General features: G+C 41.5%; 21 protein-coding genes and 1 tRNA gene. 20 read left to right on the forward strand and 2 right to left on the reverse strand.

Features of this window, described 5'->3' with window-relative positions:
- Positions 1-86 precede the first annotated feature (86 nt).
- From AC0YOD_RS09645 to AC0YOD_RS09660, 4 genes are all read left to right on the forward strand, one after another.
- The gene (locus AC0YOD_RS09645; protein ID WP_475799052.1) at positions 87-989 is read left to right on the forward strand and encodes an ABC transporter permease; all 903 of its coding nucleotides are present in this window, start codon (positions 87-89) and stop codon (positions 987-989) included.
- A 12-nt stretch (positions 990-1001) separates the two neighbouring features.
- Positions 1002-1877: a carbohydrate ABC transporter permease gene (locus AC0YOD_RS09650; RefSeq protein WP_475799053.1), complete on the forward strand. Its 876-nt coding sequence runs from the start codon at positions 1002-1004 to the stop codon at positions 1875-1877.
- A gap of 40 nt (positions 1878-1917) precedes the next feature.
- Positions 1918-3522, forward strand: coding sequence for an extracellular solute-binding protein (locus AC0YOD_RS09655; protein WP_475799054.1), 1605 nt, complete (start codon positions 1918-1920; stop codon positions 3520-3522).
- A gap of 102 nt (positions 3523-3624) precedes the next feature.
- A complete protein-coding gene (locus AC0YOD_RS09660; protein WP_475799055.1) occupies positions 3625-5865 on the forward strand; it encodes a helix-turn-helix domain-containing protein in 2241 nt (746 codons plus the stop codon).
- A 125-nt stretch (positions 5866-5990) separates the two neighbouring features.
- On the opposite strand, the gene AC0YOD_RS09665 is transcribed toward AC0YOD_RS09660, so the two are convergent.
- Positions 5991-6575 (reverse strand): TetR/AcrR family transcriptional regulator, encoded by a 585-nt coding sequence (locus AC0YOD_RS09665; RefSeq protein ID WP_475799056.1) that lies wholly within the window; start codon positions 6573-6575, stop codon positions 5991-5993.
- A gap of 196 nt (positions 6576-6771) precedes the next feature.
- Here AC0YOD_RS09665 and lpdA point away from each other — a divergent pair, with 196 nt between their 5' ends.
- The 7 genes from lpdA (at position 6772) to AC0YOD_RS09700 (ending at position 13628) form a co-directional block, all read left to right on the forward strand.
- Positions 6772-8175 (forward strand): dihydrolipoyl dehydrogenase, encoded by a 1404-nt coding sequence (gene lpdA / locus AC0YOD_RS09670; RefSeq protein ID WP_475799057.1) that lies wholly within the window; start codon positions 6772-6774, stop codon positions 8173-8175.
- A 30-nt stretch (positions 8176-8205) separates the two neighbouring features.
- Positions 8206-8838 carry a biotin/lipoyl-containing protein gene (locus AC0YOD_RS09675; protein ID WP_475799058.1) on the forward strand — a complete coding sequence of 211 codons (633 nt, stop codon included), beginning with the start codon at positions 8206-8208 and terminating at the stop codon, positions 8836-8838.
- Positions 8822-9994 carry an ABC transporter permease gene (locus AC0YOD_RS09680; RefSeq protein ID WP_475799059.1) on the forward strand — a complete coding sequence of 391 codons (1173 nt, stop codon included), beginning with the start codon at positions 8822-8824 and terminating at the stop codon, positions 9992-9994. The genes AC0YOD_RS09675 and AC0YOD_RS09680 overlap by 17 nt, the downstream gene beginning before the upstream one ends.
- Before the next feature lie 179 nt (positions 9995-10173).
- A complete protein-coding gene (locus tag AC0YOD_RS09685) occupies positions 10174-10743 on the forward strand; it encodes an SF0329 family protein (RefSeq protein WP_475799060.1) in 570 nt (189 codons plus the stop codon).
- A 419-nt stretch (positions 10744-11162) separates the two neighbouring features.
- Positions 11163-12038 carry a DMT family transporter gene (locus tag AC0YOD_RS09690; protein ID WP_475799061.1) on the forward strand — a complete coding sequence of 292 codons (876 nt, stop codon included), beginning with the start codon at positions 11163-11165 and terminating at the stop codon, positions 12036-12038.
- A gap of 285 nt (positions 12039-12323) precedes the next feature.
- A tRNA-Ala gene (locus AC0YOD_RS09695) sits at positions 12324-12397 on the forward strand.
- Positions 12398-12923: 526 nt separating this feature from the next.
- Positions 12924-13628, forward strand: coding sequence for an MBL fold metallo-hydrolase (locus AC0YOD_RS09700; RefSeq protein WP_475799062.1), 705 nt, complete (start codon positions 12924-12926; stop codon positions 13626-13628).
- Positions 13629-13856: 228 nt separating this feature from the next.
- Here AC0YOD_RS09700 and AC0YOD_RS09705 read toward each other — a convergent pair whose 3' ends face one another.
- Positions 13857-14078, reverse strand: a complete 222-nt coding sequence (locus tag AC0YOD_RS09705; RefSeq protein WP_475799338.1) for a GNAT family N-acetyltransferase — start codon at positions 14076-14078, stop codon at positions 13857-13859.
- A 152-nt stretch (positions 14079-14230) separates the two neighbouring features.
- On the opposite strand from AC0YOD_RS09705, the gene AC0YOD_RS09710 reads away from it, so the two are divergent.
- The 9 genes from AC0YOD_RS09710 to AC0YOD_RS09750 all read left to right on the forward strand — a co-directional run bounded on the left by AC0YOD_RS09710 (position 14231) and on the right by AC0YOD_RS09750 (position 21892).
- A complete protein-coding gene (locus tag AC0YOD_RS09710) occupies positions 14231-14404 on the forward strand; it encodes a hypothetical protein (RefSeq protein ID WP_475799063.1) in 174 nt (57 codons plus the stop codon).
- Positions 14379-15065: a response regulator transcription factor gene (locus AC0YOD_RS09715; protein ID WP_475799064.1), complete on the forward strand. Its 687-nt coding sequence runs from the start codon at positions 14379-14381 to the stop codon at positions 15063-15065. Before AC0YOD_RS09710 ends, AC0YOD_RS09715 begins: the two co-directional genes overlap by 26 nt.
- 89 nt (positions 15066-15154) lie before the next feature.
- Positions 15155-16081 (forward strand): ABC transporter ATP-binding protein, encoded by a 927-nt coding sequence (locus AC0YOD_RS09720; protein WP_475799065.1) that lies wholly within the window; start codon positions 15155-15157, stop codon positions 16079-16081.
- The gene (locus AC0YOD_RS09725) at positions 16074-16817 is read left to right on the forward strand and encodes an ABC transporter permease (RefSeq protein WP_475799066.1); all 744 of its coding nucleotides are present in this window, start codon (positions 16074-16076) and stop codon (positions 16815-16817) included. The genes AC0YOD_RS09720 and AC0YOD_RS09725 overlap by 8 nt, the downstream gene beginning before the upstream one ends.
- A 20-nt stretch (positions 16818-16837) precedes the next feature.
- Positions 16838-17740, forward strand: a complete 903-nt coding sequence (locus AC0YOD_RS09730; protein ID WP_475799067.1) for a sensor histidine kinase — start codon at positions 16838-16840, stop codon at positions 17738-17740.
- A gap of 47 nt (positions 17741-17787) precedes the next feature.
- Entirely contained in the window at positions 17788-18555 is a 768-nt protein-coding gene (locus AC0YOD_RS09735) for a prolipoprotein diacylglyceryl transferase (protein WP_475799068.1), read from the forward strand.
- 323 nt (positions 18556-18878) lie between these two features.
- On the forward strand, positions 18879-19076 hold the full coding sequence (locus AC0YOD_RS09740) for a hypothetical protein (protein WP_475799069.1): 198 nt from the start codon (positions 18879-18881) through the stop codon (positions 19074-19076).
- Positions 19073-20266, forward strand: a complete 1194-nt coding sequence (locus AC0YOD_RS09745; protein WP_475799070.1) for a winged helix-turn-helix domain-containing protein — start codon at positions 19073-19075, stop codon at positions 20264-20266. Before AC0YOD_RS09740 ends, AC0YOD_RS09745 begins: the two co-directional genes overlap by 4 nt.
- Positions 20267-20707: 441 nt before the next feature.
- The gene (locus AC0YOD_RS09750; RefSeq protein WP_475799071.1) at positions 20708-21892 is read left to right on the forward strand and encodes an NAD(P)/FAD-dependent oxidoreductase; all 1185 of its coding nucleotides are present in this window, start codon (positions 20708-20710) and stop codon (positions 21890-21892) included.
- The last annotated feature ends 15 nt before the right edge of the window (positions 21893-21907 follow it).

Below are 21907 nucleotides of genomic sequence, written 5' to 3' on the forward strand. Positions count from 1 at the left end.
AAAAATGTGCTACTTGATCATTATCGTGTTTTTCCCAATAATTAGATTTGGCTGCAGCCATATGAAGATTATGAAAGGGGTTATAAATGAACCTTTACAATCGGAGATTTAAGCTTAATATCCCTTTGTTCATCATGTTTACTCCGATCATTGTATACTTCCTAGTATTCAAATACTCACCGATGGTCGGACTCATCATCGCTTTCAAAAATTATAATTTCACCGATGGAATCTGGGGAAGTGCGTGGATCGGATTTGATAATTTCAAGCTGTTATTTACGAACCCTAATATGTTAAACATATTGCGAAACACGCTGATGCTTAGCATCTTACAGCTTGTGATTGGTTTTCCATTTCCAATTATTGTAGCACTTATGATAAATGAAATTAGAAACGGTTGGTTTAAGAAAGGAGTTCAGACCGCTGTATTCCTACCGCATTTTCTAAACTGGGTCATCGTCGGCGGCATTATAATGACTATTTTTTCGCAAGAGAACGGGATTATCAATCATGTGGTGAAACTAATATTCGGAGATAGCTTCCCGTTTCTTTATAATGCAGGATCGTGGATTGCGATCTTTATCAGTTCTGGTATTTGGAAAGGAGCGGGTTGGGGCGCGATTATTTATTTGGCAGCACTTTCTGCAGTTGATCAGTCCCTGTATGAAGCTGCCGGCTTGGATGGGGCATCCCGATTCAAACAATTATGGCATATATCACTTCCATCTATCCAGCCAGTCATCTTTATCGTTCTCATCTTATCAATCGGCAACATTATGGAGGTTGGCTTTGATCAGGTGTATATCTTGCAGAACCCAGTAGTATCTAATATTTCCGAGGTTATCTCCACCTGGAACTATAAGGTTGGGATTAATGGCGGACGATTCGGCCTAGCTACTGCACTTGGCTTTTTTGAATCAATAGTGGGACTTGTTCTGGTCATTACAGCCAACGGAATCGCAAGGAAATATAACAATGGATTATGGTAGGGGTGAAAGAGCTTGAAAGATTCTTTTGCAGATAAAGTATGGGGCAGCCTAAATAACATCCTGTTGTTTTTTTTCGCGGCTAGTTGCATTCTACCGATGATTCATCTCCTCGCCCTATCGTTCAGCGATCAGTCAGCCATTATTTCTGGCGCTGTAAGTCTTTGGCCCGTTGGATTTACCGATCAAGCCTATGACAAGTTGATAGTCGGTACTAGAATTGTATCAGCCATGAAAAACAGTATTTTGATCACGCTGGTGGGTGTTAGTCTTAATTTAATATTCACTATTATATGCGCATTCCCATTATCACGTAATTATATGTACGGGAGACGCTTCTTTACCCTGGCAATCGTATTTACGATGCTGTTCTCCGGTGGATTAATCCCTGGTTACTTATTGGTGAAATCATTGGGACTCATTGATACATATGGCGCGATCTGGCTCCCTGGTCTTGTGAGTGTTTATAACATGTTAGTTATGCGCACATTCTTCACGAACATCCCCGAGGAGCTGGTAGAGTCAGCGCGGATGGATGGGGGCGGAGAATGGACGATATTATTCCGGATTTTCTTACCATTATCCATACCTGTTATCGTTGCGCTGGGATTGTTCTATGGGGTAGGTCATTGGAATTCTTTCTTTAATATGCTGATCTTTATTAATTCCGCTGACAAGCAAAATTTAGCTGTGATGGTGCAGCAAATGATTCAAAGTCAATCTATACTGCAAGAGATTGGAAACTTTTCGCCAGATGACTTTAATACGATTACACCCGAATCTATAAAGGCGGCCGGCATCATAGTAATGATCCTACCGATGTTAATTGTTTATCCATTTATGCAGAAGTACTTTATTAAAGGAATGTTGATTGGAGCTATTAAAGGTTGATTTATTATGAAATAATTGAAAAAATAGGGAGGTACTCATATTGAAGACTCATAAAAATGCATTAGTTATGTTCATGAGTATAATGCTCGTATTCACGTTAGTGCTCGCAGGTTGTTCTACTAACAATAATAAAAATAGTGAACCGGTTGTAAATAATGGTGATAAAGAGATTACACCAGCGAAACAAACGAAGCCGATCACGGTATCGATGTATGACCGAGGCAATATTCCTCCGGAAATAGGAACGGTAGAAAAAAATCTATGGACTGAATTTATCAACCAAACCGTTATGGTTAATTACGTCCCAGTTCCACGCTGGGAATCTGTTCAGAAACTGAATGCGCTGCTTGCAGCAGGGGATGGCCCGGACCTTATCTTGGATTATGACGGCGGCTATCGCAACCAGTTGTACTTGCAAAAGCAGCTTATGCCGCTTGACGACATGATCGAGCAGTATAGTACAGACTATAAGGAGTTAATGAATGAATTTCCGCTTCTAAGACAACTGGGTACGAAGGCTGATGGCAAACTGTATGAATTCGGAAGATTGCTTGGTTATATACCTGGTGCCTATCTATTTATTCGTCAGGATCAGCTTGATACGCTAGGAATGCCAGTTCCTGAAACCATGGAAGATGCATATGAAGTCATGAAGGAGTTTGTCAGTGAAAATAAAGGCAACTACGCTACAAACTTAAGCGGTTACAACTGGATGGATACAGCATTTCAGAATACTACCTGGGTTGTTGAAAATGATGAAATCATTAGGGACTGGGATCGCATCGCAGCCGTAACGAGCTATAAGAAGAGGCTGTTTGACGAAGGTTTAGTCGATAAGGATTTCTTAACGGACAAGAATGGCGAGAAGGCACTGCAGGATTTCTTGCAGGGCAAGACGATGATGTTTGGGTTTATGGGTAACGCTTTGCAGGTTTACAACAATTATGAAACATTGAAGAAAAATAATCCTAATGCTAAGCTGGCAGTTATTGCTTTGCCGAGCAGTGAGTTTGGTCAGTTCAGTCCATTCTTTAATGATCCGGTCCAAATGACAGGTGTTGTTAATATCAAGGCCGACGATCCTCAGTCGATCATGAAGTACGTAGATTATTTAAGCAGCGAGAAAATGGCTCACACGTTGAAATATGGTCAAGAAGGCGTCCATTATAAAATGGAAGACGGAAAAGAAGTGACGATTGATCAGGAAAAGTATGAGAAGGAAGTGAGCTGGCTCGGTGATTTCCGTATGCTGGGATCACAGCATATTATTAATGAATTCACTAAGTATATGGACGATTTGGATCAATCGAATCCATTCGACAAGGAAGTATATGCTATACTGGAGCAAGCCTACAAGCTTTATATTAGTAAGGAACGACCATTGCCCGAAATCACTAAATACATGCCAGGTCTTCCAGAGGATATTCAGTTTATCTTGTCGAATGCAAATGAACCGATCTCAGATGTATGGAGTAGAGCGGTTGTTGGCGGCAGCAAGGTGACCGTGGAGAAAGCTGTAGAGGATGCGAAATCGATCTGGAAAAAATCCGATGGTCAAAAGGTCGAGCAATTCTATAAAGATTGGTACAAAGAGAATAAGGATACATGGGTCTTTACAAAAGATTTGTACGATATGGATTTCTAAAATATAAATAGATGGATTCTATCGGTAGCGGAGCTTGGCTGCCGATAGAATCATTGTTTATTTGTAAACGTTTTCTCTTTTTTGGGGGGTAAAGTAAGGAATATGAAATCTAGATCATGGTTCAAACGATTGCTCTTCACTTATCTGCCTGTTTTTTATCTAGTAGTCGGTTTTCTTATATTTCTATTCTTTATGACGATTAGCCAGATGATGGACCGCCAAATGGTCAACACGAGTGAAAATTATGGAAAGTATGTGACACAGCAACTCGAATCATCCCTTCAAAATATTGAGCGACTGATGATTGCAGAAATGAATAATAATAAAGATCTGAAAAGGTTTTTGTATCAATTAAATGATGAAGAGAATAGTAATCCTTATATAATTGAAAAACGATTATCCGATAAGTTTAATAGCTTTATGATCGATTTCCCGTTGATATCTTCTATTTATATGGTTCGTACGGTTGATCAGAAAGTGCTGAGCACTAGTGCCTCAATTTCCTTGGAGAGCTTCGGTGATCAAGCATTCGTTGAACAATTGCTAGTGGGGAATATACCTCATAAATGGACGGGGAGTAGACCCTACCAATTATTTTTAGATCAAACAGCTTCTTATCCTGTTGTTTCTTTAGTAAAGCAAATACCGCTGTTTTCCAATCCTAGCGGCTTTCTTGTTGTGAATGTATCTACGAATGCTATTAAAAAGATGGTACAGGATATGAACACGCTTAACGTCAGCTATACGACTGTGTATGATCAGGAAGGTCATGCGATTGTTGATGTTGCTGGAGATAAGAGCGATCGAATATCTTTTATTCGTTCCGAATATATGAATTGGGAAATTCGTAACGGGATAAAGGATAAATTCAATTATGGTATTGTAACAAATCTGTATTATGGTTGGGTAGCATTGGGAGTTATCTCCATATTATTTGCAACGTTAATTATTATATATTTGGCCAGAAAGTATACTTCTCCCATCGACAGTATGATGATTGGGATTACGCAATACATAAAATCAAAATCGGGTGAACTTCCCGATATACTTAACGATAATCCGCATTTTATTGATAAGGCAGTCAATCATCTAATTGAACTGGCCAATCAATATAGTGATGTAAATAAAGAGAATACTTTGCATCGAAGGAAACAGTTTTTTATCGACCTTATTACTGGTGAACAACCGATGAATTCGGAACGGAGTGAGAAGCAATTTCTTATTTACAATAAGTTTGTGCATGATCAGAATTTCCTCATAGGTATAATTGAAATCGATAAATATAGTGATTTCTGCAGTGTTTATAGCTCGCGTGATCAGTATCTAATTAAATATGTGATGTCTAATGTAGTGGAGGAAATTGCTGAATCCAGCAAAGTCCATATATGGGCAGAGTGGCTGGAGAATGGTCGACTGACCATGTTGATCCAGATGAACGGTGAACATGAGCTGAATAACTCGAGTATAAGTGAAATAGGTAACAAGATTAGAATATGGATTAAGGAGAATCTTGACTATTCGGTTTCAATTGGAATTGGCTCGGTAGTGAGCGAGTTGATGGATGTAGCGCAATCTTTCAATGAAGCGGAAGAAGCGTTAGCCTATAAAACCTCAGTTGGAGGTAATAGAGTTATTCCTTATTGGGAGCTAGAAGGAAATGTTATGTCGGGGATGTTCGAGCATCTTCAGCTAATACGAGATATTGCGGAGTCATTCAAACATCGTAACGTAGCATGGAAGACTAGCTTTGTACAATTAATGGAGCTTGTACAGAGCAAGTATTATCTTCTCCAAGATATCGTTAACCTACTGAACTTTATGATTTTCCATATTTCCAAGGAGATCTCGGAGCTTCCGACTCCCTATCAAGAGATTTGGGATCGTACAATGATAGAATTGAACCGTGAATTAAAATCGTTTGACTCTGTTGATGACTTGCGTGAAGCTTTTATTGTTTTGTTATGCTTAGCAACTGAGCAAATGGAGAAGCTTCGGATCGGTCGTATCAGCCAAGAGTTAATACATGAAACCAAAGTATATATCGAACAAAATTTTAATGATCCGGAATTATCCTTACAGTTGCTTAGCGATCGATATAACATCAATCAAAGCTATTTTAGTCGGTTATTCAAGGATGAATTCAGTGAGAATTTCGTTGATTACTTGACTCGCATACGGATTGCACATGCCAAGCATCTATTAAAGACGACGGATGATCTGATTCAAAATATCTCGTTACAAGTAGGGTATCTACATTATTTTTCATTTAATCGGGTATTCAAAAAGGTCGTCGGGGTGACACCGGGTGAATATAGGAAACAATCATCCAGCCCCAGTATTTAGTAAGTAGCAGCCAGTGATTTGGATTATATGTACTGATAATAAAACGTGAAAAAGCACAAGTGGGTACAATACTTGTGCTTTTTTTGTTGTAAGCGGAAGATTTCACGCTTTTTAGGGCTTGCTCCTCAAAGCTCGGTTGCAACATGAGGTTTAATGATCTCTTTGGCATGATGCCTGCTTGTCATGAGAAGGCTGTCACTGAGTTTAATATCATTAACAGACCGTGCCAGTACTAGCGTTCCAACCATCATACTAAGCAGTACGCTGCCTGTGGCTGTGTCTACCTCTGCAGTATTGGAAATAAAGTCAATCATTCGTTCCAACTCATGAGTGAACACCTGCCGAACCTCATCCGAGGATCGGGAAATTTCACTGGAAAGGGCAGGCAGGATGCAGCCCATCTCTGTTCTGTCACGGTGATGCGGGCTTAAATAATAATCAATGATGGCATTGATTTTTGGTTCTTGCTTTTCCTGGTCAGCGGCTTTTTGCAATAGTGTAATTGTATCGCTGATGGCATACTGACAGGCTTCGGCGACCAGTTGTTCTTTGTTGTCGAAGTGCGCGTAGAACCCTCCATGAGTCAGTCCGGCTCCTTTCATAATGAAAGGGACGCTTATGTCGCGAATTCCATTCGTACGAAAGGCTTGAGCGGCACTTTCGATGATCTTGCCCCTAATTTTCAACTTATGGCCTTCAGGATAAGGCATATCAATCACTCCGATAATAAAAAATCTACTTTAAAATATTATAGTCATCATAATAAAGCGTGTCAATATTTCTTATGGCTGCCTTTAGCTATACAAGAAGAATAAACGAAGCTATTGACGCGGTTAAAATATGATGACTATAATATATTACGATCATCATATTTTGGTGAGACAGTTTATTTGGAGGTGTCATGGTATGAGTCAGCTTGAAACGGTTGACATATTGGTTATTGGATCGGGCCCGGGAGGATATGTAGCGGGGCAGCGATCCTCGCAGCTTGGGTTGAAGACGTTAGTTGTTGAACGTTCCCAGCTTGGCGGAGTCTGTACCCATGTAGGCTGTATTCCTTCTAAAGCATTGATTGCAGAAGCACATCGCTATGACTTACACAGGCAGTGGAATCAGTCTGATGGCTCTGCATTCTTTAGGAATGCTCAGGCTTTCAAACAAGAGGTCGTGAAGAAACAGTCCGGAGGCGTTCAGTATTTGTTAAAAACCGCCGGAGTGTCGATTCTGGAGGGAGAGGCCAGCTTTATCGATGAGCATACCGTTGTCGTCAAGCAAACAGGAGCAGATCAATTTATTTCTTTTAAGCACGCGATACTGGCGACGGGTTCACGTCCAATTGAGCTGCCGGCATTGCCGTTTGGCGGACGTATTTTGTCCTCCACAGAAGCGTTATCGCTTTCTCACATTCCAGCCAGCATGATTATTATAGGGGGTGGATACATAGGGGTAGAGCTTGGGCAGATGTATGCGAAATTCGGAACAGATGTAACGATACTGGAGGGAGGGGGACAAGTGTTGCCAGGATTCGAGGCGGAGCTTGCGGCACCTGTAATTCGGCAATTGAAAGACGACGGCATAACCATCATAACGGGGGCAACAGCCGTAAAAGCAGAGCAGGATGTCGAAGCCATAACCCTTCATTATTTGAAAAATCAAGAGCAGCATCTGGTTAAAGCGGAGTATGCGTTAGTGACTGTTGGAAGAAAACCTAATACAGACGGGAACTTAGGACTTGAGCGCATCGATCTGCCTGTAACGAGCAGAGGTCTGATTGAAACAGACGAACAGTGCAGAACGACAATTCCGCATATATTCGCAATTGGTGATATTACGCAGGGACCATCGCTTGCTCATAAAGCTTCCTATGAAGCAAAAGTTGCAGTAGAAGCCATTGCAGATAAACCATCTATCGTGGATTACAAAGCGATCCCGCTGGTTGTTTTTTCCGAGCCTGAACTTGCAAGCGTTGGTTTAAGCGAAGCGGAAGCAAAGGCAAAAGCTATTCCAGTTGTGATTGGCAAATCCTCCTTTGGTATTAACGGAAGAGCATTGGCACTTCAAGCAGCGGAAGGCTTTGTCAAATTAATTGCGGATCAAGATTCGGGAATCGTAATAGGCGCGCAAGTCGTTGGCATTGAGGCGTCAACGCTCATATCGGAGCTTGCTTTGGCTATCGAAATGGGAGCGACCGTGGAGGACTTGGCTATGACGATTCATCCCCATCCCACATTGGGAGAGGTGATCATGGAGGCTGCCGAGAACGCCGTTCGAAAAATCAGAATGAATAGAAATAAAGAGCTGCTCGTTTAGAAGTATTCAGGGAGAGGGAGAGATCAAACAATGAAACTTAAAGTAGGTTTGTATATCGGAATTGCCGTTGTGGTTATTGCAGGAGGTGCGCTTCTTGCCGCTAAAGGCAAAGATGCAGTTAGTCAGGCACAAAGCAGAAAACAAGGCTTGCTTGAAGCGGAGCAAAGGATGATCGTATATGAAAACAGTCCGGGTACAATCGTTGAAATTAGCGCAGCTGCAGGCGATTCCATCAAACAGGGGGACACTCTATTCAAGGTGAAATCAGCTGAAGGAGCCGAATTAGATGTGTCTTCTCCTGATGAAGGATTGATTAGCAAAATCATAATAAAGCAGGGAGATCAGCTCGAGCAAGGTATGCCGGTTGCAGTTGTACAAAAGACCACTTATTATACGGACCTCTATGTGCAAGAAGAGGAGATTCAGAAGCTTGAGGTCAATAAAAGCGTCCAAATTCATTTTCCATATTTGAAGCGTTCTTCCCAGGTCGATGGCGTTGTCACTTCAATCTCGGCTGCTCCTCAATTTGCTAACTTGCGCATGTCTCGCGAGAAAGGGCAAGCGGATTTAAGTATGTTTCTAGTCAGAATATTCGTAAATTCAAACACCGAACTTCTTCCGGGTATGACTGCGGAGGTGGACCTTGATGAAATCGCTGATTGAGGAGTGGAGGTACGCAGCGGGAAGCAAGTTCCTTCTTATGATTTTTATTGGCCCACTGATTGCAGCCTTGTTTTTTGGGCTGATGTTTTCGAAAAATCAAATTAGCAAATCACCGGTAATTGTTATTGACGAGGACCACAGTGCTTATTCACGACAATTGATTTCGAAATTGAATGCGTCTCAATATATGAAAGTAACGAATGTATTTGCGAGCCGCATGGACCCCGAAACCTTGCTTGCAAATGAGCAGGCAGTAGCAGTTATTATGCTTCCTAATCAACTGGAGCAGCTAAAGCTGCAAGGGAAGTCTTCGAATATCGGGATTCTAATGGATAACACAATGCCTTCAGGTCTGATGGGTATCCGAACCGCCATACAAGAGATTATCACAACGGAAAATATATCTCTTTCCATGACACGTCTGGTGCAGAGCGGGATGGATGCGGAAATGGTCAAAGGACTTATTACTCCCTTATCTCTCCAACAGCGATTGTTGTTTAATCCGACGACAAGCTATGTCGGTTTTATGGTTCTTGGATTTGTGAATATTATCGTGCTAATGATAACAACTAGCGCAACCGGGTCTATCGCACCTCGTCTACGCAAAGAAGGGAAGCTTCTTGCAAATGGGGTATCACCTGTCCAGCTTTGGGTTCGCAGCGTACCTTACGCTATTCTGAGTACATTCTCTTTAATCCTAAGCTATGGACTCCTAAAGCAAGTAGGAAATATGCGGTTTGAAACGGAAATTTATCTTTTTATTATCCCATTGCTCGTTTATTCTTTTGCATTATCTCTTATGGGGATATTGATTGGTTATACAGCCAAAGATGTATCGAAAGTAGGTACGCGGACAAGTCTAATCTTATATCCGTCATTTCTGGCTACGGGGATTCAGTTGACCCCGCTTGCTTTTCCAATGTTTTTTCAGGTCATTGCAGGGGCATTGCCGATGAACTGGCTTAACCGTTTAATCCGTGGAATGGCATTTCGGCATGGATCGCTTACAGCCTACAGTATGGAGATCGGGGCACTGATAGTCATTATTGGCATTACGTCCTTATTAATCGGATTACTGATGCTGCGTGAAGCGAAAAAAATGAATGCTCCTGTTGAGCTGCGTGAAGAATCGGGTGTTTTATCGGTTAGCCGTTAAGTTGGAGTAGTCAACAACTTGTTGAAGGAAACATTAAAACGACAGCAATGTCGTTTTTTTGTGTTGGTTTTTATTACTAGAATCCAGACATGTAAAATTTCGTTACATTGATGATTTAAGTTCAAGTATAATAGGCAAAGATAAGTCGGCAGTGATGATTTTAGAAAAGGGAGGATTACATGTCCTGGAGCAAATTGAAGCAACAACTTGAGAGTTTTCTCTGTCCTGCGTTATATGGAAGGGTCGAATACCGTGCAACTGGCTATCGTTATTTACCTGATAAAGCAGGAATTTGTTATATTGCAGTTGATAAAAAGAATGTACTCAATATGAGTGATACAACTACCTTAATCAGATGGTATCAGACGGAGCTGGAAATTAAGAATGATTCAGATATCCAAATTCCTATCAGCAATGAAGAAATTGAAGAGGTCAGAAAAGATACCAAGGGAGTAGTTCCGGAGGATCGTCTAAAAGTCATTGCAAGAGGTAGAAAAATATCGGGATTTGCAAGGGAGCTTTTGTCAGCACAGTCATCATTAAGTAAATCAAACTTTATTGTTGAAGCTAATAGGTTTTTATCCCTATCAATAGAGGATAGCATAGAGAGTAATGATATCTTATTGAATATTCTAGCATTAGTAGATAGACGAGTTGGAAAAAAGCGAATTTTAAACATGAGAGAGAAGATGAAGTTGAAGCATCCGATTGTGCAGTACTTTTATGAATTGCGACTTAGTACGTTATGAAAATGAACAACTAGTAAGGATGCGTAGAATAAATAGCTCATCTGCATGATTAATTATTAAGCTTAAGCAGAGAAATGTGCTTAAGCTTATTTTGTTTTTTCGCAGATTGAAAATGATTCTATTGTATGTTGAAAGGTGTCTAGGTGTTAGACCAGTCGGGGGCGCGGCGTCTGGAATTGGCAATTTTGCCTTTTCAGGCCGCTCTTCTTTTTGCATGTATGAGGGAATGAAGTTATAATAGCATACTGGATGGTTATCGACCCACAGCACAATAGACGTTTCAAACACTTCAAAGTAAGAAGCAAAAGGAAACACGATCAAATATAGACCGCGTACCTTGGTGCAAGGGGCGGTCTTTCTTGTGGTTTTGAAGCTAACGGAAGAGTACAACCATCCTTTTTTAAGGAGGGTAATTATAGATGCTAAAGGCTTATATATGGCTCATTATTTGTGTAGTGGTTTGGGGGAGCAATTTTGTATTTGGAAAGATGTTAGTCCAAGATTTCTCACCATCCCTGTTAACATCGTTAAGACTTTTATTTATTGTAATCTTATTAGTTGGCTTATCAGCTTATAAGAAACATTTCAAACGAGTGAATAAAACAGACTTATTTTCAATTATTATGCTAGGTGTTATTGGCGTTTTTATAAATCAATGGTCTTTTTTTGCTGGTTTACAAACTACCGATCCAACGACATCTGCGTTAATTTTAGCAATGACTCCTATTTTAACGGGCTTTTTAGCCGCTGTTTTTTTAAAAGAAAAATTAACGATACGCATGTTGCTAGGGTCCATTGTTGCCATTTTAGGCATTTATTTTGTTGTAGCGAAAGGCAGTTTATCAGCTGTACATTTTGATAAGGGCTTATTATGGATTGTTGTAACGATGATAACATTCGCGATTATGATTGTTATGACTCGGGTACTCTCGCGAAGAATCGATGCGCTCACGATTACTTTATATTCAAATGTAGTGGGATTTATTGTATCAATACCATTTGCTTTTACACTAGACAATCCTTTACGAATAAGTACTGATATTTTTGATTGGGCTTTGTTAATTGGAACAGCCGTTGTTGTACATGGTATTGCTGCACTTATTTGGAATAACAATATACGACATGTTGATGCTTCGAAGGCATCCATTTTATCTAATTTAGAGCCTTTTGTAGCAATGATTATGGGGTTAATATTACTATACAAACCAATTGCTGGAGTAGAAATGTTAGGGTCCATGTTCATTGTAGGCGGAGTTGTATTATCCACGTATCAACGTAAAAAGAGGTATAACTAGAGAGTAAGATAGCGGGTGCTCTTCGATTACGTCCTATTTATGTTACGCCGAACCGTATCATGAGTAGTGGTAAAGCAGAGATATGTGTTAAGTGTAGGGGTTTGGATGCTAAATGTCGGTATGAAACTCGACACATGTGGAATCAGAAATATTTGATGGTTCGAAACGAATATACAATATGTGACAGTATTGCTCAAAAAAATCTATTAAGAGTTGAAGAAGCTCAGTTGAGAGTCCAAGTATGGTTGGTTACACTACCTTGGAAATTGCAAGTTGATTTTTCGTGGGGGCTTAGCTTAGTCTGGGAGAGCGCTTCGCTGGCAGCGATGAGGTCAGGGGTTTGATCCCCCTATTCTCCACAAACACTTTAAACATAAACGGCAGAGATGCCGTTTTTTTGTATTGATTTGATTTTGTTGCAGCACACCACACATGTGGAGTGCTTAATATTGATGGTTCGAAAATGAGATGTGACAGTATCGTTCAAATGCATTGATTTTAATGTCTCTGTACACTTAGGTGTATTATTAGACTAACTAGCAGTTAAGGTAAATCGCGGTGAACCTTATCATAAGTGACGGCGAAAAATACTAGGTGTTGGTATGCCTAGGGAATGTACATGATAGTGTGATTTAAAGGATTTGATGCGCCTCTGGGACCTTGGGTCTCAAGGTTATTAGTCCTTTTAACTAGAAAATAAACCTTTCTTTTACATAGCGTGATATGATGAGGAAGAGACAGTTAATTGGATACAAATAAAACGTTTTATTGATGAAATTCTCGAATAACAAATAGCCTTTCATAGCTGAATAAAGATTTATTAAGGATTACTAAAAAGATTATCGAATACTAAAAATAAGAATTCTAAAGGGGATAACAGAATTAATGGAACTTTATGCTGTTAAATTCGGAGAATCGCCATTTTACTATAAGTATATTTATCGTGATATGGGTAATTCAGAAAGGGTAACAACTATTTCGTGGTCTTATTATATAGCAAAGTATAATGATAAAATTATACTTATTGATACAGGGTTTAGAGATGCGACAACTGCATCTAAGTGGGGGATTACATTTACAGACGTCGAAAATGAATTAGGAATGATATTAAACAATAAAGTATCTGCTGATGTTGTCATTATCACACATAGCCATTTTGACCATATTGAAAATTTGGATCTATTGGATAACCCTACTATTATTATTTCTAAAATTGACTACGATTTTGCAATTAACAATTGCTCTCATTCTATTAAAGAAAAACTTTTACAATGTAATGTAGTAACCGTTGAAGATGAATATTTTTACGAAAATCTTTTTAGGTTTAAAGTCATTAGTGGTCATAGCAATGGTTCCTCTGTTATCTATTTTACAAATGATAACAAAGACTACGTAATCACTGGTGATGAGTGTTATTGGTGTGATAATTTAATAAGTAATAGACCAATTGGGATTTATTCTGATACAGAAAACAATGAGAAGTTTTTATCAAATGCTCATAAACAAGAATTAATCCCCTTACCGTTTCATGATTTGAAAATATTTGAAGAACATTCTGCGATTTCAAAAAATATAGTCAGAATTATATAAACCTCAATTGCCATTAGTCAGAAGCTTTCTTGTGCGGAATGACAATTAAATCGGAGATGTATTGGAGGAATTAGCAAAGAGGGGGAGCGAGCTCCTAATATTTTTGCTTTTCTGATTAATTGATTGATGATTGCAATTATTAATATTCAACACCGCGAACTTTAGAAAATATCATTGTATTCCTCAGCGAACCATTCACATTGCACTTATCGTTGCGAAGAATACCTTCTAATGTGATTCCCGAGCGTTCCGCTTAATAGTATTTACTGCTTCGGTCACGTATCCTTGTTTTTCAAAAGAGGTACGCACCCAATATCCAATTTCAAACTTACGTGCCTGCCAATCAATTCGATGAAGACCACTGTTACCTACTAACTGACCTGTCGTTTTGTGTACTAAAAGTAGTCTCAGGTCTATTCGCTCAATAAATTGTAATCTAGAACGCCGTATTCCTGCTTAGGATTCTTCGATAGTTGGATTGTTGTGCGCGCATGGCATCCACGGACGTAATTCTTCAATACTTTCTCTAACTGCCTCGTTAATAACCGCGCCATTTCCCCAAGTAGAAACTGCAAGATATTACTGCAAGCTTAACCTCGATCATGGCAACGCAACAACGACTCAAGAGCAGCGTGAAAATAATGGATGTATCTAGCAGGAATAAAAGATGGGATGAAGTATTTAAAGAAGATGCATTTTGTTTGCGGCAGAATCGCAAAAATCTATATTTCTTGAAAGAGGGGGGAAACAATGTCATTCAGCATACTGGTAGTTGAGGATGATGCAGACATTAATCGATTGCTATGCACTCTCCTTGGTAAAAAGGGGTATCTGACAGAACCGGCGTTTTCCGGAAGTGAAGCAAAGCTGCTTTCATCCATGCGGAGTTATGATTTGATATTGCTGGACCTGATGCTGCCAGGCATGTCCGGAGAAGAATTAATCAAAGAACTCCGCAGCCACTCTTATGTGCCGATCATCGTCATTTCAGCCAAGGGGCGTATGAAAGACAAAATCGACACGCTTAAAGGTGGTGCGGATGATTATATAACGAAACCTTTTGATAAAGAAGAGGTCCTGGCCCGGGTTGAGGCGCAACTGCGGCGCTATAAAAATTTCATTACTCCTGAGCAAACGTCTGAACGACTGGTTTATCAGCACCTTATTATGGATATCTATTCAAGAACAGTTCAAGTTGCGGGCATGCCCTTATCGCTCACATCCAAAGAATTTGAACTGTTGGCTATATTGGTACGATCCCCCGGCAAAGTGTTTACCAGAGAGGATCTGTATCAAGCTGTGTGGCATGAAAAGTATGCGATCGAAGATAACACGATTAACGTTCATATGAGCAACCTGAGAAGCAAGCTCTCTAAAAAAATTCTGGATCAAACCTATATCGAAACGGTGTGGGGTATTGGGTTTAAATTGATCTGACTTTATGAATTCTTTATGTTTATTTATGCTTTGTTAAGGACTTTAGGCTGGCTGATTAGGTAGAGTGAAGGTACGAGGTGAACATAATTATGCAAAAGAACGACATTATGGCGGCAAAATCATTGATGAAAAAGTACGGTACCTTTACTGCTCTTTATCCCACTACCCTGTCTATAGCCAAGGGAGAGATTCTTGGACTGGTTGGCAAAAACGGTGCCGGTAAGACAACACTGTTGAAGCTAATTACGGGACAGTCTCTACCTACGAGCGGGGAACTGCAATTGTTTTCGACGATGACTCCGGATGGGCTACAGCAGGGAAGAAAGCGGATGGGTGCAGTCGTGGAGACACCTTGCTTTTACCGTGATATGACGGCCAAGCAAAATTTGGAGTACTACAGGATTCAACGTGGAATTCCCGGTAAAGAAAGTGTGAATGAAGCTTTGGAAGATGTGGGTTTGACCGATACAGGCGGGAAAAAGTTCAAGGACTTTTCCCTAGGGATGAAGCAACGGTTGGGACTTGCCCTTGCGCTAATGAATCATCCTGATTTTCTTGTATTAGATGAACCGATTAACGGTCTTGATCCATTGGGTATTGTGGAAATTCGAGAATTGTTGTTGACCTTGAACCGTGAGAAACAGATCACAATGCTCATTTCTGGACATGTGCTGTCGGAACTGCAGAGTTTGGCATCTGTGTTTGTGTTTATCGAGCGTGGGAAATTGATCAAAACGATGACAGCCCAGCAAATTGAGGAAAGCTGCGAACAATATCTCAGGATAGTCGTAGATCGTGAAGCTGCAGCAGCGGCTCTACTGGAAAGACATTTCCCGCACATTCACTACAGCATCCAGCCAGACAAGTCTATCCATATTTATGATTTCTTAGGAATGGCGGATGAAGTGAATCGAATACTAGTGGAGAACAACATTCGGCTTTCTAAAATGGAGACGCGAGGAACGAATCTTGAGGATTATTTTTTATCCTTAGTAGGAGGGACAAAAGATGCCTAATTATTTGAAAAGCGAGCTCTACCGACTTGTTCGCAAAAAGGCGGTTTCTTTCTTTCTGGCACTCTGCATTCTCGGACCGTTCTTCATAACAGTATTGACAGCATCTACGGGAGGCGAGTTATATGCGAACACGGAGTTTGCCTTTAAGGCTGCGTTGAGGATGTGGAGCTTGCTTTTTTTTATTGTTCCGATTTTAGTCAGTTTGCTGGTGTCTGATGATTTTACAGATGGAACATTCAAAAATACCGTTGCCTATGGCATATCCCGCAACACTTTATTCTATGGAAAATGGATCATAGAGCTGTTATTATTGATCGTTTCTTGGATGGTAACGTATATTTCACTGACAGCTAGTGTATTCCTAATGTTGCCCAATACCGGAATATCTTATTTCCTGGATTTTACATATGCAATCTTAGGTGTATTGCCGCTTGTACTCGCGGCTTTAACTGTTTCACATTGTCTTTGTTTTTTGACGGAAAAGTCGTTGTCCCATCTGGTTTCCTATGTTGTTATTATTATTGTCCTGCCCGAACTGTATTTCAGGTTTGCGCATGGGGTACCCGCATTAAAAGAAGTTGTGGAGACACTACCGTTGTTCCCTTATGCTGCGGCACATGATTTATTTTGGAAGAACCCGAACGGATTGCTGCTCTGCTGGATAATTGGAGCATCTTATGTACTCCTTGCTTTTCTGGTCAGCACCAAGCGGGTAATGGTGAAAGAATTCAAATAAGACTAAGGGAGCGTGATAAAATGGTAACGTTTGTGCTTGCAGGTGCGACGATCCTTTTTGCTGCGCTCTATTGGCTGCTCCGCAGATCCGTAAGATTGGCGACTGATGAAATGAAACAAGTCCTAATGGATCGACATACCAACCGACACATTCACTTTCATTCGCCTGACAGGCAGTTAGAAGCTCTATTGGTCGAAGTGAATCATATGTTATCCGCTCAACAGGCTGAACGAATTCTTCATGAGAGGAAGGAAGGACAAATTCGTAAGCAGATTGCCAACATTTCACATGATTTGCGCACCCCACTCACTTCGATGCTGGGCTATATCGAACTGTTGCAAGAGGAACATATCTCTAGTGAAGAAGCTGCGGAATATTTGCTAGTTGTCGAGAGGCGTGCGAAGGCCTTGCGTTCGCTAATCAGCAGTTTTTATGATTTATCCCTGATTGAAGCTGGCGATAATCTCATAGTGCTACAAAAAATTGATCTGCAGGTTCTGTTGAAACGGGCATTGGCTGATCATTATCCTGAAATTTCTGCAGCAGGCTTCGAGGTCGTTCTTGAGCTTTCGGATGAGAATTGCTTTGTGATAGCGGATGAGGAAAGTGTGATGCGCATTTATTTGAATGTACTGCAAAATGTTCTGAATCACGGACAACGTACTCTACACTTGTTTCAAGGAGTAAAGGATGGAAAGCTTGTGACAGTGATTTCGAATGAAACATCATCCTTGATGGAAGAAGATCTCCCGCATTTGTTTCAACGAAGCTTCACCGCAAATCGGGCGCGGACGGAGCGCAACACCGGATTGGGACTGGCGGTCGTGAAGGGATTAATGCAGCAAATGGGCTATCGCGTTCATGCAGAATATCATGCACCCCTGTTTACGGTTTGTTTGGAGTGGAATGAGTCGGAGCTATGAAGCAACGAGTCACACTCGAAAATGAAATCGTTCTAGGGGGATAAAATATGTACAATGAGCTGTTCAAGATCGGACCAGTAACCATTTACGGGTATGGATTAATGATCGCGCTTGGTGTTTTATTAGCTTACCGGCTCGTTGATTACCGAGCCACAAATCGCCAGTTCGAATTGTCTCATGTTTTCTCTCTGACCGCTTGGGGCCTGGTGGGCGGATTTATTGGAGCAAAACTTTTGTATTGGATGATCGAAATCCAAAATATTATGAGTAATCCGGGCATCCTACTCAACCTTTCTAGTGGGTTTGTTGTGTACGGCGGAATCATAGGCGGAATTGCGGCTGGTTTAGTTTATTGCAGGATTAAGAAAATAAATTTCCTGAAACACCTTGATCTATTTGTACCCTCTCTTGCGTTAGCGCAAGGGTTTGGAAGAATTGGCTGTCTGCTCGCAGGCTGCTGTTATGGCGAAGAAGCACACGGCTGGTTCGGAATTACATTCCACCACTCCGATATTGCCCCGAATGATGTAGCACTGGTACCTACACAAATTATGGAGAGCTTGTTTAGCTTTGCCCTCTGTCTCGTATTGATTCTTTTGGCCAAAAGAATCAATAAAGATGGACTCGTTGCCGCCGTCTATCTGATCCTTTACAGTCTGGGCAGATTTGTTATTGAGTTTTACAGAGGGGATATCATTCGAGGCCAAGTTGGTTTACTTTCGACCTCACAATTCATCGCACTCATGGTTGTTATAGCGGCCAGTCTCGTTTTATTCCTTTCCAGATACCAGAACCGGTTGACCGGCAATATGTAAAAAAAGAAAGCTAAGGTTTTGGATAGGAGTGGAGAGTCCTATCCTGAAACTGTAGTTTTTTTTTGACGGTAAGAAAGAGCGATACTCTTGTCTTCCCATACTACACATGTGGAGTGTGTAATATTGATGATCTTAATTAATAAATGAGATGTGACAGATTCGCTCAATTACATTGATTTAAAGATTGCGTACACTTAGGACACGGGCAGCATTTCAATATCTCTTGTTTTTATGCTCAGGACAATGGTAAAATCATACGGGAACATGTGTTTGTTTTTTTAATTTATTGTGTATGTATTTTCCAAAGGATAGGGGGAAGAGGCGTGGTTGGAATTGTTGAAAAAGAGCAAAGTTCGGTTATTGGAAAATTAGGAAAGGGGTTTGCTGATGAAGATCCCCAATGGATACGACCATTATGGCAAGGAACTATCAGTAACTTTATTGAGATAATCAACCTCGCCATCCATTTTCATGTGCAAGTGGCTTCCGTTTGTTTCGTTAAGGAGCTGATACGTACATGATCCAATTGACGAACCGCCAGGCACGGCAGTTTATGTTATTGAAGCACGGGCTGTTGGGCAAATATCAATTTACCGGAAAACAGGGAGTATTGGATTTTGTGCGGCAGGTTGGTTGTATTCAATACGATCCCATCGATGTTTGCGGAAAAAACGCCGAACTAGTGCTGCAGTCTCGAATAAAAGGATTTACCAAGAACATGCTCGACGAGTTGCTGTATAAAGATAGATTCCTGGTTGATTATCCCGACAAGAATCTGGCTATTATCCCTGTCGAGGACTGGCCGTACTTTGAGCGGTACAGGCAGGCTGCCAGACAACATGCCAAGCGCTATCCCGAAATGGAAGCGTTGGCAGAGCAAGTGCTGGCTCAAATCCAAAATCACGGTGTGCTAAGTTCGAATGATCTAAAATTGGATGGAAATTTCAATTGGCAATCGGTCATCCACTGGAGCAGCGGAAACAATTCATCCCGGTCGGTGCTGGAGCAGATGTACTCGACAGGCGAGTTGATTATCCATCACAAAAAAGGAACGCGTAAATATTACGATATCGCCGGGAAGTACATACAGCCAAATCTGCTGAATGCGCCGGAGCCGTTGAAGGACGAGCTTGAGCATCATAAGTGGAGGGTACTGCGTCGAATCGGCGCTGTTGGCCTTTTATGGAATCGCGCATCCGATGCCTGGCTGAACATATGGGGATTGAGAGCGGAGCAGCGCAACGAGGTTTTCCGCCAGCTGTTGCACGAAGCTCGCATTGTTGCTGTTGCCGTGGAACAAATGAAGGATACACTGTACTGCCGCGCGGAGGATTTGCCGCTTATTGAAGTCGTCCTGCAAAATCCGGCGCCGAAATTGCGCTGCGAGCTGATTGCCCCGCTAGATAATTTCATATGGGATAGAAAACTGATCAACGAGTTGTTTGGATTCGACTACACTTGGGAGATTTATACGCCTGCAATCAAACGGAAGTTCGGCTATTATGTGCTGCCTCTATTATACGGAGAAAGCCTCATTGGACGAGCTGAGGTAATCGCGGAGCGAAAAACCGGGACACTTGTTGTTAAAAACATCTGGTACGAGTGCGGCATAAAGCCAACAAGGCAAATGCGAACAGCCTTAGATAAATGTTTCCAAAATTTTTCATTATTCAACGGATGTAAGACGATTTCGACAGAGTCTTTGAACTGATATTTCCAGTTCCCTGGTACCATTTGCCAACGAGTTTCCGCGTAATATGAAGTTGTACAGTATGGGTTTATTGAGAAGATCGTGGTGTCGAGGGATAGCGCACGGTTAAGTTTTACTATCGTTTTGCGGGTACGTCAGAAATTCTCGGACTGCTCGTTTGATGGTAATCCATGTAAGGTTATGCCGACCGTTTGGCGGTTTTATTTTTGGGAAATTATGCAACGCTCGGCACTCCACGCATGTGGAGTGCTTAATATTGATGGTTCTGAATGAATTGATGAGATGTGACAGTATTGCTCAAGCTACAAAGCAGTGGACCGTGCCACAAGTGACGGCTAAATTTTTCGAGCACAAATAATCGGCAGTCGTCAACATAACGTTGTTGTCACAAAACGATCCCTTATCTCGTTTTATATGCAAATAGAATAAGGGGTGGTTGTGTTGAAAGAATTGACATGCATCGTCATTGGCGGAGGATATGCGGGCATTAATGCCGTTAAAGCGATTCGGAAAACATTTAAGGGTCAAGCAAGTAAACGAACACTGCGACTTATTTTAATCGATAAGAACCCTTATCACTTTCGCAAAGTATTGCTTTTTAAGCCCGCGGTCGGTGATGAAGAGATTACTATCCCTCTGACTAGGTTATTTCCCGAGGGGGTTGAATTCGTTCAGGCTACTGTAACGAAAATCGAATCAGGGGAAAGAAGGCTACTTTGTCAGGATGCTGAAGGAAATAAGAATTCGATAAATTATGATTTCCTCGTTTTGGCGGTGGGCAGCGTCGTGCGGCAACCCGACCCTGATCAAGGAGGTATGGCATTAGCGAGTTTAGACGCTGCGTGGAAGATCCGAGAGGCGTGGCGAGCAAATATAAAGAAGGCTGCTAAGGAAACAAACGCGAAAGAGCGTCAGAGATTAATGACCATTGCCGTTGCGGGAGCGGGCATAAGCGGCATTGAGACATCTGCCGAACTGGCTCATTTCGTTCGAGAAGATGCGCAGCAATTGGGACTTGATCCGGGTGCTGTGAGGATAAAATTATTTAACGCGAACAAGGGGCTTTTTTCGGAAGGCCCGGCTAAGGTAGGACTTAAACTGGAACGTTCACTTAACGCTTGTGGAGTAACTATCTTACATGGGAGCAGGGTGTTACAGGAGAAAGAGGGGACGCTAACCTTATCTAGCGGCGAAACGATGTCCGTCGGCCTATGTGTCTGGACGCTGGGGCTGTTACCCAATCCAATGCTGCAAAGCATCGGGTTGCCGGTCACTCCAGAAGGATACGTGATCGTTGATGCAAGTTATCGGGTTCAAGGGGCTCAGTGTGTATACAGTATCGGCGACTGCGCGCGAATCGTAGATCCTGCTAGCGGACGGGCAGACGGGAAGACGTGTAAGGAAGCGACCGCTCAAGCGGCAAGGCTTGGAAAGATTTTGTCGGCGGATATTGCAGGGCGTCCGGCACCCTCACATAAGGGGTTTATTGACTTATTCTGCTTTGGCTTAGGTCCGGGGAAGGGAATGATATGGACACGTCAATGGGGTTTAGATATTATTTTTACAGGAAAGCTGGGTTGGAGAATGAGAAAGTTCACATGGGACTCTGCAAGTCTGAAAAAATAATGCAAACAGAGAATT

It is taken from the genome of Paenibacillus sp. J31P13 (assembly GCF_056269295.1).